This is a genomic window from Pseudomonas mangiferae (genome assembly GCF_007109405.1).
Taxonomy (GTDB): domain Bacteria; phylum Pseudomonadota; class Gammaproteobacteria; order Pseudomonadales; family Pseudomonadaceae; genus Pseudomonas_T; species Pseudomonas_T mangiferae.
In genome coordinates, this window is the sequence record NZ_VJOY01000002.1 from 394,271 (window position 1) to 407,859 (window position 13,589).

The 13,589-nt window shown below is 62.7% G+C and carries 13 protein-coding genes; 8 read left to right on the plus strand and 5 right to left on the minus strand.

Going from position 1 to position 13,589, the window contains the following annotated elements; genetic code table 11:
• Nucleotides 1–67 precede the first annotated feature (67 nt).
• The 3 genes from FM069_RS04150 to xseA form a co-directional block, all read right to left on the minus strand.
• On the minus strand, nt 68–736 hold the full coding sequence (locus FM069_RS04150; RefSeq protein ID WP_143487017.1) for a glutathione S-transferase: 669 nt from the start codon (nt 734–736) through the stop codon (nt 68–70).
• A gap of 40 nt (nt 737–776) precedes the next feature.
• Entirely contained in the window at nt 777–1,613 is an 837-nt protein-coding gene (locus tag FM069_RS04155; RefSeq protein ID WP_143487018.1) for a peptidoglycan DD-metalloendopeptidase family protein, read from the minus strand.
• An 82-nt stretch (nt 1,614–1,695) separates the two neighbouring features.
• Entirely contained in the window at nt 1,696–3,075 is a 1,380-nt protein-coding gene (gene xseA, locus FM069_RS04160) for an exodeoxyribonuclease VII large subunit (RefSeq protein WP_143487019.1), read from the minus strand.
• Nucleotides 3,076–3,205: 130 nt separating this feature from the next.
• Here xseA and FM069_RS04165 point away from each other — a divergent pair, with 130 nt between their 5' ends.
• The 4 genes from FM069_RS04165 (at nt 3,206) to FM069_RS04180 (ending at nt 8,621) form a co-directional block, all read left to right on the plus strand.
• Nucleotides 3,206–3,724: a hypothetical protein gene (locus tag FM069_RS04165; protein WP_143487020.1), complete on the plus strand. Its 519-nt coding sequence runs from the start codon at nt 3,206–3,208 to the stop codon at nt 3,722–3,724.
• Nucleotides 3,725–3,874: 150 nt separating this feature from the next.
• Entirely contained in the window at nt 3,875–5,344 is a 1,470-nt protein-coding gene (gene guaB / locus FM069_RS04170; RefSeq protein ID WP_143487021.1) for an IMP dehydrogenase, read from the plus strand.
• 191 nt (nt 5,345–5,535) lie between these two features.
• Nucleotides 5,536–7,116 (plus strand): glutamine-hydrolyzing GMP synthase, encoded by a 1,581-nt coding sequence (gene guaA / locus FM069_RS04175; RefSeq protein WP_143487022.1) that lies wholly within the window; start codon nt 5,536–5,538, stop codon nt 7,114–7,116.
• Between the two features lie 305 nt (nt 7,117–7,421).
• Nucleotides 7,422–8,621 carry a tyrosine-type recombinase/integrase gene (locus tag FM069_RS04180; RefSeq protein ID WP_143487023.1) on the plus strand — a complete coding sequence of 400 codons (1,200 nt, stop codon included), beginning with the start codon at nt 7,422–7,424 and terminating at the stop codon, nt 8,619–8,621.
• A gap of 34 nt (nt 8,622–8,655) precedes the next feature.
• Here FM069_RS04180 and FM069_RS04185 read toward each other — a convergent pair whose 3' ends face one another.
• A complete protein-coding gene (locus tag FM069_RS04185; RefSeq protein WP_143487024.1) occupies nt 8,656–9,633 on the minus strand; it encodes a LuxR family transcriptional regulator in 978 nt (325 codons plus the stop codon).
• Between the two features lie 77 nt (nt 9,634–9,710).
• Between FM069_RS04185 and FM069_RS04190 the strand changes: the two genes are divergently transcribed.
• The 4 genes from FM069_RS04190 (at nt 9,711) to FM069_RS04205 (ending at nt 12,838) form a co-directional block, all read left to right on the plus strand.
• Nucleotides 9,711–9,938 (plus strand): helix-turn-helix transcriptional regulator, encoded by a 228-nt coding sequence (locus tag FM069_RS04190; RefSeq protein ID WP_143487025.1) that lies wholly within the window; start codon nt 9,711–9,713, stop codon nt 9,936–9,938.
• Nucleotide 9,939: 1 nt separating this feature from the next.
• The gene (locus tag FM069_RS04195; protein WP_143487026.1) at nt 9,940–10,791 is read left to right on the plus strand and encodes a helicase RepA family protein; all 852 of its coding nucleotides are present in this window, start codon (nt 9,940–9,942) and stop codon (nt 10,789–10,791) included.
• Complete coding sequence (locus FM069_RS04200) at nt 10,778–11,542, plus strand: ABC transporter ATPase (RefSeq protein WP_143487027.1); 765 nt, start codon at nt 10,778–10,780, stop codon at nt 11,540–11,542. The genes FM069_RS04195 and FM069_RS04200 overlap by 14 nt, the downstream gene beginning before the upstream one ends.
• Nucleotides 11,543–12,691: 1,149 nt before the next feature.
• The gene (locus FM069_RS04205; protein ID WP_325063563.1) at nt 12,692–12,838 is read left to right on the plus strand and encodes an AbrB/MazE/SpoVT family DNA-binding domain-containing protein; all 147 of its coding nucleotides are present in this window, start codon (nt 12,692–12,694) and stop codon (nt 12,836–12,838) included.
• Nucleotides 12,839–13,276: 438 nt separating this feature from the next.
• Here FM069_RS04205 and FM069_RS04210 read toward each other — a convergent pair whose 3' ends face one another.
• The gene (locus tag FM069_RS04210; protein WP_143487029.1) at nt 13,277–13,465 is read right to left on the minus strand and encodes a hypothetical protein; all 189 of its coding nucleotides are present in this window, start codon (nt 13,463–13,465) and stop codon (nt 13,277–13,279) included.
• Nucleotides 13,466–13,589 lie beyond the last annotated feature (124 nt).

Sequence of the window (13,589 nt, forward strand, 5' to 3'; positions counted from 1 at the left end):
CGGGTGGACGTTCGAGTCTCCCCCGGAGACTCGAAGTCATCAGCGCGTTGGAACGGCGCGTCGCCCGTCAACGGGCGTAGGCGTATTCGCCGCCCTTTTCCAGGGCGCGGCGGTAGGCGGGGCGGGCGTGGATGCGTTCGAGGAATGCCTGCAACCGTGGCCGGCTGGCGTCCAGCCCGCCACGGGACGCGGCAGCTTCCAGGGGGAAGCTCATCTGGATGTCGGCGATGCTCAGGGCCTCGCCGGCGAACCAGGCGTGCTTGCCCAGTTCGCCCTCCAGGTAATCCAGGTGCTGGCGGATCTGCGGCTCGACGAAGCTCTGCTTGACCTTGCGGGCGATGCCTTTGGCGATGGGCCGGACGAAGAACGGCATGGGGCTGCTTTCCACCTTGTCGAACACCAGCTTGAGCAACAGCGGCGGCATCGCCGAGCCTTCGGCGTAGTGCAGCCAATAGGTGCAGCGCAGGCGTTCCGGGGTCCCGGCGGCCGGCAGCAGCTGCGGCCCGTAGCGCTCGGCCAGGTATTCGACGATGGCGCCGGATTCCGCCAGGGTCAGCTCGCCGTCGGTGATCACCGGCGACTTGCCCAGGGGGTGCACGGCCCGCAGCTCCGGCGGCGCCAGCAGGGTCTTGGGGTCGCGCTCGTAACGCTGGATGCGGTACTCGACGCCCAGTTCTTCCAGCAGCCAGAGGATGCGCTGGGAGCGCGAGTTGTTCAGGTGGTGGACGGTGATCATGGACGCTCCGCGAGTAGGGGTGGTCGGGGTTGGACCGTGCTCAGGGCTGGAAGGCGCCGATGAAGATCGCCGGGTCGACCCGCACGTCGTTGAGGCTGACGTTCCAGTGCATGTGCGGCCCGGTGGCGCGACCGGTGGAACCGACCCGGCCGATCACGCCGCCGCGGGGCAGCGCCTGGCCGAGGGTCACGTCGATCTTCGACATATGGCAGAACATGCTGATGAAGCCCTGGCCGTGGTCGACGAACACCGTCCGGCCATTGAAGAAGTAGTCGCCGATGAGGACCACCTTGCCTGCCGCCGGGCTCTTGATGGGCGTGCCCGCGGGCACCGCGAAGTCCAGCCCCGCGTGGGGGTTGCGCTCCTCGCCGTTGAAGAAGCGGCGCAGGCCGAAGGGGCTGGACAGCGGGCCGTTCACCGGTTTGTCCAGCAGCAGGTTGCTGGGCGTGCCGGGGCTGAAGCGGCGGTAGGCGGTGGTCTGCTCGGCCAGTTCGCGTTCGATGCGCTTGAGATCGTCCGGCAGCGGGTTCACCTGGCGGGTGTTCTTCAGGGTGATGCGTTGCTCGCGGTAATGCTTGGCGCCGACCTGGAAGTCCAGGGGCTGCGCCCGGCCGTCCACCGCGAGGTGCTGTGGGCCGGGCGCGGTCTTCAGCGGGATGCCGACGATGGCGACCCAGCGCTTGCCATCCTCGCGTACCACCAGCACCGGCCGGCCCTGGTAGCGTGCGGCGGGCGCCTGGGCCGCTTCGCCCAGGGTCACCACCGCGACGCCGCCCGGCACCGGCTTGTTCAGCAGGCGGCTGATGAACCCGTCGGCGCGGACGGAGGACGCGCCACACACCAGCAGGGCGACGAGCAGAAAGGACAGACGCGGCATGACGGCACTCGGTGGCGAAGAAGCCGCCCATGCTGGCGCAAATGGGCGGCGGAAGAAAGCACCGCGCCGCGCCGGGCGGCCGTCAGTCCAGCAGCGACAGGGTCACCGGCTCCAGGTGGTTGTCGCTGACCCGTACGTCCAGCTCGCCTTCTCCCAGGCGCGCCCGCAGGGTCTGGCCGATGCGGGTCTGGGCGGCGCTGCGGATGGCCTGGCCGCGCTCGTCCAGCAGAATGCTGTAGCCGCGCCCCAGGGTGGCCAGGGGGCTGACCACGTGGAGCGTCTGGCCCAAGCCCTGGAGCTGCCGGCGGCGATCCCGCAGGGCTTCGCCCATGGCCCGGGGCAGGCGCGCCTGCAGGTGTTCCAGGCGCTGGCGCAGCAGGGCCAGGGCGCGGCCCGGGTGCTGGGCGGCGAGGCGGGTGTCCAGGCGCGCCAGGCGCTCATGGCGTTCGCCCAGGCGGCGGTCCAGGGCGCGGATCAGGCGTTGTTCCAGGTCGTCGATGCGCTGAGACTGCTGCAGCAGGCGTTCGCCGGGGTGGCGCAGGCGGCGGCTGAGGCCTTCCAGGCGCAGGGCATTGCGGTGCAGGCGCTCGCGCATCCGCACCCGCAGGCGGTGATGCAGACCGGCGAGGCGCTGCTGCAGGTCGTTCGCGTGGGGCGCCAGCAGCTCGGCGGCGGCCGACGGCGTCGGCGCACGCACGTCGGCGACGAAGTCGGCGATGGACACGTCGGTCTCGTGGCCCACGGCGCTCACCAGCGGCGTGACGCAGGCGGCGATGGCCCGGGCCACCGCTTCCTCGTTGAAGCACCAGAGGTCCTCCAGGGAGCCGCCGCCGCGGGCCAGGATCAGCGCGTCGAAGCCCTGGGCATCGGCGCGGCCCAGGGCACGGACGATCTGCTCGGTGGCGTCGCGGCCCTGCACGGCGGTGGGGATCAGGGTCAGCGCCACCTGGGGCGCGCGGCGGCGGAACACGCTGATGATGTCGCGGATCACCGCCCCGGTGGGCGAACTGACGATACCGATGCGCCGCGGGTGGGCGGGCAGGGCGGCCTTGCGCTCGGCGGCGAACAGGCCCTCGGCGTCCAGGCGCTGCTTGAGCGCCTCGAAGGCCAGGCGCAGGGCGCCGTCGCCGGCCGGCTCCAGGGTCTCCAGGATCAGCTGGTAGTCGCCGCGGCCTTCGTACAGCGAGACCTTGCCGCGTACCCGCACCGCCAGGCCGTCGCGCAGGGCCTGGCGGACTCGCGTGGCGTGCTGGCGGAACAGCGCGCAGCGGACCTGGGCCTGGTTGTCCTTGAGGGTGAAATAGATGTGGCCGGACGCCGGACGCGACAGATTGGAAATCTCGCCCTCGACCCAGATGCGGGCGAACACGTCTTCCAGCAGTACCCGGGCACGGCTGTTGAGTTGGCTGACACTGAGGACCTCGCGGTCGAGGCCCAGGCGTTCGAAGGGATCGGTGAGCATCGGCGCATGATAAAGGGTTCACATCCTCGCCGGAAAACCGTCGGTCTTTACCCAGCCTTTACCGAACCCTGACGCCGCCCGGGTGGCCGCCGAGGATAATGCCCGGACGCTTCCTCACCGGTCCTTCCCCATGCACGCAGACTCGCGCTTTCCTCGTTACGCCATGAACGCCGCGGCCTACCTGTTGTTCGTGGCCCTGGTCGGCTGCGCCGGCTGGCTCGAAGTGAACCGGGGCGCCGCCGGCAGCCTCTGGCACGACCTGCAGACGGCCTACCTGCCCGGCGCCACCGACCCGCTGACCGAGGTGGGCGGCTGGCCGGGCACGGGCGCCGCGCTTCCCGCCGTGGAAGACCCCGCGGTCCCGTCCGCCCGGACGTCTCGCAATGATCCGCCGTTCGCCGCCCTCGACGGGCCGCTGTTGCCCGCCGAGAGCTGGGCGCCGGTGCCCGGCGATGGTGCCACCGTCGCCCGGGCCGGCTCGCCCCGCGCACCCGCGGCGGCCCGCTACCTGGGGGGCGGCGAGCAGGCCCCGGTGCTGCGCCGCCACGGCCGCAGCGCCCGGCCCTCGTCGCCCACCCACATCGAATTCCGCGCCTCCGGCGAGACCCCGGGCACCTGGAGCCGCGAGGTTCCCCACTACACCTTCTGACGGCCGGCGGGCCAGCACGTCGAGCGCGCCGGCGGAGCGGCCCAAGTCGCCCCGCTTCCATGCCGTTCCGCCGGGCTGCCGCTCGTTGAGCGCGGGGCCGGTGCTGGGTATAATGCCGCGCTTCCTTTTTCCCGACTGGGAGCCCCCGCCATGCTGCGCATCAGCCAAGAAGCCCTGACCTTCGACGACGTCCTCCTGATCCCCGGTTACTCCGAGGTGCTGCCGAAGGACGTCAGCCTGAAGACCCGACTGACCCGTGGCATCGAGCTGAACATCCCCCTGCTGTCCGCCGCCATGGACACCGTCACCGAGGCGCGCCTGGCCATCGCCATGGCCCAGGAAGGCGGCATCGGCATCATCCACAAGAACATGGGCGTCGAGCAGCAGGCCGCCGAAGTGCGCAAGGTCAAGCGTTTCGAGGCCGGCGTGGTGAAGGACCCCATCACTATCGACGCCGACGCCAGCGTCCGCGACCTCTTCGACCTGACCCGCCAGCACAACATCTCCGGTGTCCCGGTGCTCTCCAACGGTGACCTGGTGGGGATCGTCACCTCCCGCGACGTGCGCTTCGAGAGCCGCCTGGACGCCCGGGTGCGCGAGGTGATGACACCGAAGGATCGCCTGGTCACGGTGCGCGAGGGGGCCGACAAGAACACCGTGCGCGACCTGCTGCACAAGCACCGCATCGAGAAGGTGCTGATCGTCGACGACGCCTTCGCCCTCAAGGGCATGATGACCGTCAAAGACATCGAGAAGGCCAAGGCCTACCCCTTCGCCAGCAAGGACGACCAGGGCAGCCTGCGAGTCGGCGCCGCGGTGGGCACCGGGGCCGACACCGGTGAGCGGGTCGCCGCGCTGGTGGGCGCCGGGGTCGACGTGATCATCGTCGACACCGCCCACGGCCACTCCAAGGGCGTGATCGAGCGGGTCCGCTGGGTCAAGCAGAACTTCCCGCAGGTGCAGGTGATCGGCGGCAACATCGCCACCGGCGAAGCCGCCCTGGCGCTGGTGGAAGCCGGCGCCGACGGGGTCAAGGTGGGCATCGGCCCGGGCTCCATCTGCACCACCCGCATCGTCGCCGGCGTCGGCGTGCCGCAGATCTCCGCCGTGGCCAACGTGGCCGCCGCTCTGGAAGGCACCGGCGTCCCGCTGATCGCCGACGGCGGCATCCGCTTCTCGGGCGACCTGTCCAAGGCCATCGTGGCTGGCGCCTCTGCGGTAATGATGGGCTCCATGTTCGCCGGCACCGAAGAGGCGCCGGGCGAGATCGAACTGTTCCAGGGCCGCTCCTACAAGGCCTACCGCGGCATGGGCTCCCTGGGCGCCATGGCCCAGGCCCAGGGCTCCTCGGACCGTTACTTCCAGGACGCCTCGGCCGGCGCCGAGAAACTGGTGCCCGAAGGCATCGAGGGCCGGGTGCCGTACAAGGGCTCCCTGGCGGCGATCATCCACCAACTGATGGGCGGCCTGCGCTCCTCCATGGGCTACACCGGCTGCGCCACTGTCGAGGAAATGCGTACCAAGCCGCAGTTCGTGCGCATCACCGGCGCCGGCATGGCCGAGTCCCACGTGCACGACGTACAGATCACCAAGGAAGCCCCGAACTACCGCGTGGGCTGATCCGGGCGCCCCGGTGGACACCTCGTCGTCCACCGGCAACCCGGCCGCAGGGTGGCCAGGCGCCAGGCGCCGCCACCCGCGCACTTGCAATGGATAGGCGCCGGACCCTGGAGAACCTTCCGGAACGCACCGTTCCCGACCCGTCTCCCGTTTCCGGTTCAACGCTCCCGCATTCTCCGAAGGAAAGCCCCATGTCTCTTCCTGACATCCACGCCCACCGCATCCTGATCCTCGACTTCGGCTCCCAGTACACCCAGCTGATCGCCCGCCGCGTGCGGGAGATCGGCGTGTACTGCGAACTGCACCCCTTCGACATGAGCGACGAGGACATCCGTGCCTTCGCCCCGCGCGGCGTCATCCTCGCCGGCGGCCCCGAGTCGGTGCACGAGGCCGACAGCCCCCGGGCGCCCCAGGCGGTGTTCGACCTGGGCGTGCCGCTGCTGGGCATCTGCTACGGCATGCAGACCATGGCCGAGCAGCTCGGCGGCAAGGTGGAAGGCTCGCAGATCCGCGAATTCGGCTACGCCCGGGTCGACGTGGTCGGCAAGAGCCGCCTGCTGGATGGCATCGAAGACCACGTGGACGAAGACGGCGTGCTGGGCCTCGACGTGTGGATGAGCCACGGCGACAAGGTCGCCCAGCTGCCGGGCGACTTCCACGTCGTCGCCAGCACCGCCAGCTGCGCCATCGCCGCCATGGGCGACGACACACGCCGCTGGTACGGTGTGCAATTCCACCCGGAGGTCACCCACACCAAGCAGGGCGGCCGAATCCTCTCGCGCTTCCTGCTGGACATCTGCGGCTGCGAAGCGCTGTGGACCGCCTCCAACATCGTCGACGACGCCGTGCGCCAAGTCCGCGAGCAGGTGGGCGACGCCAACGTGCTGCTGGGCCTCTCCGGCGGTGTCGATTCTTCCGTGGTCGCGGCCCTGCTGCACAAGGCCATTGGTGAGCAGTTGACCTGCGTGTTCGTCGACAACGGCCTGCTGCGCCTGCACGAAGGTGACCAGGTGATGGCCATGTTCGCCGAGAACATGGGCGTCAAGGTGATCCGCGCCGACGCCGAGCCCCAGTTCCTGACCAACCTCGAAGGCGAGGCGGACCCGGAGAAGAAGCGCAAGATCATCGGCCGCACCTTCATCGACGTGTTCGACGCCGAAGCCAGCAAGCTGCCCAACATCCGGTTCCTCGCCCAGGGCACCATCTACCCGGACGTGATCGAATCCGCCGGCGCCAAGACCGGCAAGGCCCACGTGATCAAGTCCCACCACAACGTCGGCGGCCTGCCCGAGGAAATGAACCTCAAATTGGTGGAACCGCTGCGCGAGCTGTTCAAGGACGAAGTGCGCAAGATCGGTCTGGAACTGGGCCTGCCCTACGACATGGTCTACCGCCACCCCTTCCCGGGCCCGGGCCTGGGCGTGCGCATCCTCGGCGAAGTGAAGAAGGAATACGCCGACCTGCTGCGCCGCGCCGACGACATTTTCATTAGCGAACTGCGCAAGGCCGACTGGTACCACAAGGTCAGCCAGGCCTTCGTCGTCTTCCAGCCGGTGAAATCCGTCGGCGTGGTGGGCGACGGCCGCCGCTACGCCTGGGTCGTCGCCCTGCGCGCGGTGGAAACCATCGACTTCATGACCGCCCGCTGGGCCCACCTGCCCTACGAACTGCTGGAGACCGTCTCCAACCGCATCATCAACGAGATCGAAGGCATCTCCCGGGTCACCTACGACGTCTCGAGCAAACCGCCGGCGACGATTGAGTGGGAATGATTAGGCATCTGGCAACTGCCGGCACCCTCTAGCAAGAAATACCCTGGAGCCCGCGTAATTGCGGGCTTTTTGCATTTTGCGTTAAGCACCTTCTGGCAGCTATAGGCAGTATCAAGCAGCACTTTTTTATGGCATGGAGGATGGTAGTATCGGCGTTGGATACCATGAGTTATCTCAATACCATAAGGCATAGCCAACGTTCATCATGGTATAAAAAATCTATTAATATCTGATTTATAAGGTTTTTTAAATTTTTCCTCGGCCTTCGCAGCCATGGTATTTCTACAGGGAGATTCGGGAGGACGATGCTGACTGATACCAAGCTCCGTAGCCTCAAGCCGCAAGAGAAGCTTTACAAAGCCAATGACCGAGATGGGCTATACGTTGCAGTTACACCAGCCGGCTCGATTTCGTTTCGCTACAACTACTCGATCCACGGCAGGCAGGAAACCATCACCTTCGGTCGCTACGGTGTCGGTGGCATCACGCTGGCAGAAGCGCGGGAGCGCCTGGGCGAAGCGAAGAAAATGATTGCTGCCGGTAAATCACCTGCGAAGGAAAAGGCGCGGGATAAAGCACGGGTTAAAGACGCAGAGACTTTCGACGCCTGGGCTCAAAAATGGCTGCGCGGCTATCAGATGGCGGATTCGACTCGTGACATGCGCCGGTCAGTTTATGAGCGTGAGCTCAAGCCGAAATTCGGTAGCCGAAAGCTGATCGAAATCACCCACGAGGATCTGCGTGCGCTCGCTGATACCATTGTCGAGCGCGGTGCGCCGGCGACAGCAGTGCATGCACGTGAAATTGTCCAGCAGGTTTTCCGCTGGGCCATTGAGCGGGGCCAGAAAGTCGAGAATCCTGCCGATCTGGTTCGCTCCGCAAGCATTGCCAAATTTGAGCCGCGTGATCGGGCGCTTGCGCCTGACGAGATCGCTTTGATGTATCAGTACATGGATCGTATCGGTACTTCATCATCTGTACGCGCTGCGGCCAAGCTGCTTCTGCTGACCATGGTACGGAAAAGTGAGCTGACAAATGCTACATGGCGCGAGGTCAACTTTACCGAAGCGCTCTGGACGATCCCAAAAGAGCGCATGAAGCGGCGCAACCCTCACCTGGTGTTCCTGTCGAGCCAGGCGCTGGACTTCTTCATCGCGCTCAAGACCTTTGCGGGCGGCTCGGATTACGTGTTCCCCTCTCGATACGACTCTGACCAGCCAATGAGTGCAGCAACCATCAATCAAGTGCTGACTTTGACGTATCGGCTTGCGCAGAAAGAAGGTAAGCCGCTGGGCAAGTTTGGGCCGCACGACCTCAGGCGCACGTCAAGCACGTTGCTACATGAGGCGGGTTACAACACCGATTGGATCGAGAAGTGCCTAGCCCATGAGCAAAAGGGGGTGCGAGCGGTGTACAACAAGGCGGAGTATCGTGATCAGCGGCGGAGCATGTTGCAGGACTGGGCCAACATGATTGATGGCTGGACGGCGGGAAATTCCCACTGATTATTTTTCTTTAGCAGCTAAAATTTCTCCAGGGTTAACGCTTCAAGTGAAGCGCTTCGGGAATTGATGCCAGCGCCTTCGATATGGCCTGGCGACCAATGCCCAGCCGGCGCCCAATCGCCGATTGGCTCAGACCGTAATGCTGGAGTACCAGCATCTGCTTTTTCCGATCTGACAGCTTTGAACCCACCATGAAGCGCGCTTGATTGCGTAGTGCCGCCTGGTCTGCGGGTTGGATGGTTTGGCTTAGCATGTAAATGTGAAAGTAATCGTCCACCAACGGGCAACCGGATGCTGCTTGCGGCTTGGCTCGTTTGGCACATTGACGACTAAGCCGAGCTAGCTCCAAGTTGAATTGCTCCTGAGATCTTTTCGCTTGCCGATAAGCAGGGTTCCACTCCCCATCTAAGCGTTTTGGGCGGTGCCCTGTGCAGTATTGGTGGCTGAGTTCAAGCTTCTTGTGCTCTTCCAGCTCGATATCGTTGATACCCCCGTCCGCTACGGTTGCCGTAAAGTCGGCGAACTCGGTCAGTTCACCGCAGAGATCGCAAAATCCATTCTTTCGTTGACCATTAAGGTTGACCCCTTTCGCTGGTGCCGAGTTTTTTGGGCGTTTGCACGCGCAGTCCCATACCAACTCAATCAGAGACTCCAGGGTGGCGACGAATCGCTGGTCTCTAGCGTCCTGCCTATCCTCAGTTTTGATGAACTGGCGCAGTAACTGGCGCTGTACACGAACCATAGCATCAAGCCCAACCAGCTTTGTGATTGCGCTGAAGCTCACTCCTGAGCCGGCACCTGAAACGTAGGCACTGTATCGGGCCGGCAACGTCGCCATGTATTCAGTTACTACGGGGTCGATAAGCTCTTCAATCAGCCGAATGATCGGATAACGCCGAGACGAGATCGAGTACGGATGCCAACGCTGCTCGAATTGTCGAATGGCTTCCGAGACAGAGGGGGAACAATTTTCCCAGACCGCGACGCTTGGTGTATTTTTCATGTCAACCATTATGGACAATTAATGGGCTAAATCAATATGCATTGCTTGGCAACATGAGGCATGTATCGGCAACTGGAGGCCAAGCCATGCAAACAGTGCAAAGCAAGATGTTGATCAACCGTAAACGACTACTGGAGATCATTCCTCTCTCCACGCGAACGATCTATAACCTGGAGCTGCGGGGGGAGTTCCCGCGCCGCATTGCGCTCACTTGCAGGAGTGTCGCGTGGGATTTATCTGAGGTTGAAGCTTGGATCGAAGCGCGCAAAGCATCGAGTATCCAAGCCGACCGTCCTGGCGAGGAGAGGCGCTGATATGGCCCTTGACCTGATGGCGGCATTCACCGAGCCGCCGCCCCCGATAGATTATGTTTTGCCTAATATGGTTGCCGGCACTGTGGGGGCGCTTGTTTCACCTGGTGGTGCCGGGAAGTCCATGTTGATCCTGCAATTGGCTGCGCAGATTGCTGGTGGGCCAGACCTGTTGGAAGTGGGAGAGCTGCGTGGCGGTACAGTCGTGTATCTGCCAGCGGAAGACCCACCTACGGCTATTCATCATCGTCTGCATGCACTAGGCGCGCATCTAACCGCTAATGAGCGGGAATCGGTGGCCGATGGACTGCTGATAGAGCCGTTGGTGGGCAGATGCCCCAACATCATGGCCGCTGATTGGTTTGATGGCCTTCGGCGGGCCTCTGAGGGGAGGCGTTTGATGGTTTTGGACACACTGCGCCGCTTTCACGTTGAAGAGGAGAACGCCAGCGGGCCTATGGCGCAGGTCATTGGTCGAATGGAGGCTATAGCTACTGAGACGGGTTGTTCAATCGTCTTCCTGCATCATGCCAACAAAGGGGCAGCAGTGAGCGGTGCCGGTGACCAACAGCAGGCCAGCCGGGGATCGTCCGTGATTGTCGATAACATCCGCTGGCAGTCGTACCTGGCTGGTATGACGCAGGGCGAGGCCAATGAGTGGGGTGTAGCCGATAGTCAGCGTGGTTACTTTGTCCGCTTTGGCGTCTGCAAAGCCAACTACGGTGCGCCTTTTCAGGAATGTTGGTTCAGAAGGCACGAGGGTGGCGTTCTCAAAGCTGCGGTGCTGGAACGGCACAAGCCCAAGTTGCCCTCCAAGCTGAAGTCCGTGACGAGGGGCGGTAATGACGATTGGTAACCAGGTCGCTCCCACCAGCACGGCATTGCAGGCTCGAGTAATGATCTATCAGCCAAGTCAGCGGCCACGAGAGCGTGTGGGGGATTGGATGGACACCAGCTTTGGTCGATGCCGCGTAACTGGCAGGCTGGGACAGCGGCATGCCGATATTGTGGAGTCCATCCTGTATATAGCAGAGCGCCGGCGCGAAATTTCAGACGGAGGCATCGAGTTGCTGATTGATCCGGCAAAGCTGCGTCGAATTTTATCTAATCACCAATACAGCCACGACCGTATCAAAAAGTTACTGATCGACCTGCGCGCAGCCACTGTGGAAATTGTAACGCCGGAACTGGAGCTCAGCGGCGAAAGTATCATCGGCGGCCTGATCGACCATGTAATTCCGTCACCTATGACTCGCCGCGATCCACTGACTAGTGGTGTGCGCCATTTGTGGCGTGTCCGTCTGGGTGTTGCTTTGGTAATGCTGTTGGAAAGAGATTTGTCTCTGTATTACCCGCCTGCCCCTATTGCTCGATTGCAGCACGGGATAAGCCAAGCGCTTGCGCGGCACGTTTTGACTCACAAGCAAAACCCGTCCGGAGGCTGGCACTTAGACACGCTGATTCGCGCCGTAGGCGGTAGGGGGGTCCACAGCATGATGCTCCGCAACTACAGGCGGCGGTTGCGGGAGGATGCTGCCGGGTTGGCCGAAATTGGCATCGAATTAGACGCATCGGATAGAGTAAAGCGTGCCACAGCGGCCCGATAGCGTGCTGCTCCGGCCCGATGGCGTGTCACAACGGCCCGAGCGTGTGCCACAGCGGCCCGGCTTGTAGCGGTTTTGGCAGAATACTTAGGATATTCATCATATCCAAGCGGTGTAACCGTCCGCTTTAGGCGGACACTTACACCTTAGTGAGTAAGACCTGATGTTTCGCTTAATCGGCCTGTGGTCGATGGTTGGACGCCATGGAGAGGCGGCGGGGCAACACATCTTCCGGCTTCGCTAAACGGCATATCCGGAGATTATCGATTCCAGGGGCGTCGCCGGCTGTTGGTAGCCTTCAGCTGTAGGCGCAGGCTGAGCATTTTAGCTGCTAAATTTTCCATCAGGGCGGCCTCGATTAACGAATGCCGCGGTTACGCTGACAGATACCCTCCGCTGTTGCTGCCAGAACCAGGCCTGTTTCCAGCTCTCCACCGCTGTCCGCCGTTTGACTGCGTTTTTGCCCCTTCTCCTGATCCCTGTTCCTGTGCTCAGCCAGGTTTCTCCTCTTGGCGTTCAACCTGTTTTTTGGTCGCAGCGTGAGTGCGCGAACTGGCAGCGGTGTGCTGAGGCGGACGTAATTCTTCGGCTACATCGAAACGTCACTCCTCTTGACGATGCTGAGCGTCCTTTGCAATTGCGGTGCAATTGCAGTTGCAGTTGGTCCTATGATGTTGCTCTGACGGCTCTCAATTGATATGCCGATTGATGCTTAGCCGATGTCAGTTGATCTTTGATCGTGCAAAAACGCGGCGAAGCTGCGGGCAAGACAGGTGAGGTAGGCCCACCGGCAAGCCGGCGGGCCTACCTCACTTTCCTAATTCGCGCTACGCACTCAAACGGGAGTCTTGCTCTCCGAGGGGCCAGCTACCGCCGACAGAGACGAGAAACCCACTCCAAAAGCAAAGGCCGAAGTCATCAAATCGGGTCACTGATCAGTATGTGCAGCGCTGCATGCTTGGAGCGGTGCGCAGTCGTAAGCATTTGCCGAAGGATGCCCTCCGCATCTTGCGGAGGGTCGCCTATCGCTGTTGGTAGGGCACATTGAGCATAGAATTGGGCGAGCCTAAACCTGCATAGGAGTAGCATCTAATGGGTGAGTCATCACGCACGGCTGTGAAATGCGAAGACCCTGGCGATGGCAGCGGAGACATGATCGTCGATCTGCCGCCTGAGATTCTGGAAGCCATGAATCTTCGGATTGGCGACTCATTGAGTATTGAGGTGGAGCAAGGGATCATAGTGCTCAAACCAATCCGGAATACAGGCAGTCGTAAGGCAGTTTTCAGCTCAGACTGAGGGTTGGCTAACCTCGTAAATGCGCGACTCCTGCACCGACGCTTGCGACCCATGCGTGATCTTTCGGTACAGAAGAACGCTACAAACCAGAGGGCTGGCTTCGCAGTAGAGGTGGGGCGGCACGATCCGAACCTCAGCCGGAATCTCTCCCTCTTTCGAATGGTTGCTGTTACCGGTGCAGGCTTTACGATTTGGCTGCGTAAGGCACATCTGGCGCAGTCAGTGACTTCTCATTGAGCGTGAGGATAGGTGCAAGGTGCCGGTGCCGCCGGGGAGTTCGGCCACTGATGGTCACCCATTTGCTTGCATTGCAGCGCCGGTATCGTGATTTTCTACGCCCCGTCATATGTATTCCTAAACGCTTTTCAAAAGTTCGGAACACTACAGCCGGAATCTTTCCCCAATAGAGCCGGCGCCGTAGCGGAGTGGGCTTCGGCTTTAAACCTTCATCCTATGCCTTCGCAGCAGCTCAGCCTTCATCCACGCTGATGAGTCCGCCATGTTCTTGCGAAGCTCTGCGACTTCAAGCTCTGTCAAAGCCCGCACGTTTTGCTTGATGTCGTCAGCATGTACTGGCGAGGCTTGATTTTCGGCATAGCCAAACTCTGTGGTCCTGCTTTTCTTCATGCGCACCTCGTGATCTAGACCTCAAACCCGCGCTGCACACCCATAGAACGGTTCGGCTACCGAGGCGATAGCATTTCTCAATACATTACGCCGGCTTGCTAGCTTCACTCCAGGCCTCGAAGCC

Coding starts and splice junctions, on each gene's coding strand:
- FM069_RS04150 (WP_143487017.1), bottom strand. CDS start 736: ATGATCACCGTCCACCACCTGAACAACTCGCGCTCCCAGCGCATCCTC.
- FM069_RS04155 (WP_143487018.1), bottom strand. CDS start 1,613: ATGCCGCGTCTGTCCTTTCTGCTCGTCGCCCTGCTGGTGTGTGGCGCG.
- xseA (WP_143487019.1), bottom strand. CDS start 3,075: ATGCTCACCGATCCCTTCGAACGCCTGGGCCTCGACCGCGAGGTCCTC.
- FM069_RS04165 (WP_143487020.1), top strand. CDS start 3,206: ATGCACGCAGACTCGCGCTTTCCTCGTTACGCCATGAACGCCGCGGCC.
- guaB (WP_143487021.1), top strand. CDS start 3,875: ATGCTGCGCATCAGCCAAGAAGCCCTGACCTTCGACGACGTCCTCCTG.
- guaA (WP_143487022.1), top strand. CDS start 5,536: ATGTCTCTTCCTGACATCCACGCCCACCGCATCCTGATCCTCGACTTC.
- FM069_RS04180 (WP_143487023.1), top strand. CDS start 7,422: ATGCTGACTGATACCAAGCTCCGTAGCCTCAAGCCGCAAGAGAAGCTT.
- FM069_RS04185 (WP_143487024.1), bottom strand. CDS start 9,633: ATGGTTGACATGAAAAATACACCAAGCGTCGCGGTCTGGGAAAATTGT.
- FM069_RS04190 (WP_143487025.1), top strand. CDS start 9,711: ATGCAAACAGTGCAAAGCAAGATGTTGATCAACCGTAAACGACTACTG.
- FM069_RS04195 (WP_143487026.1), top strand. CDS start 9,940: ATGGCCCTTGACCTGATGGCGGCATTCACCGAGCCGCCGCCCCCGATA.
- FM069_RS04200 (WP_143487027.1), top strand. CDS start 10,778: ATGACGATTGGTAACCAGGTCGCTCCCACCAGCACGGCATTGCAGGCT.
- FM069_RS04205 (WP_325063563.1), top strand. CDS start 12,692: ATGATCGTCGATCTGCCGCCTGAGATTCTGGAAGCCATGAATCTTCGG.
- FM069_RS04210 (WP_143487029.1), bottom strand. CDS start 13,465: ATGAAGAAAAGCAGGACCACAGAGTTTGGCTATGCCGAAAATCAAGCC.